Raw genomic sequence first — 287 nt, forward strand, 5'->3', positions numbered from 1 at the left:
CGCGAACAGGCGCATCGCCGAAGTCCACCTCATGGCGGCGTCCGTTCTTGCCTCGAATGATCGCGTGCGGCATTCCGGCTCGCCCTTAGATTGAATTACGGAATTTCAGTTCCAGCGTTCACAGGGAGCCCCAGAATTTTCCCCGCCTTGAACAGCACCTTGTCCAAGCTGTAGATCGCCCCGGCCTGATGGTTCGAAGCGATTGCCAAATGGAGGGCGTCGCCAGCCCGAAGGCCGGTCTCGAAGGTGCCGAGGAACTTTTTGGCCAGATCGTAATCGTCGGCGTT

General features: G+C 58.9%; 1 protein-coding gene. It reads right to left on the reverse strand.

From position 1 onward, the window contains the following. Positions 1 to 95: 95 nt before the first annotated feature. Positions 96 to 287 (reverse strand): type II toxin-antitoxin system VapC family toxin (locus tag V5F77_RS29310; RefSeq protein ID WP_429008541.1); only part of this gene is annotated, 192 nt, incomplete at its 5' end.

Origin of the sequence: Roseixanthobacter psychrophilus (genome assembly GCF_043195195.1) — a bacterium.
Taxonomy (GTDB): Bacteria; Pseudomonadota; Alphaproteobacteria; order Rhizobiales; family Xanthobacteraceae; genus NCEH01.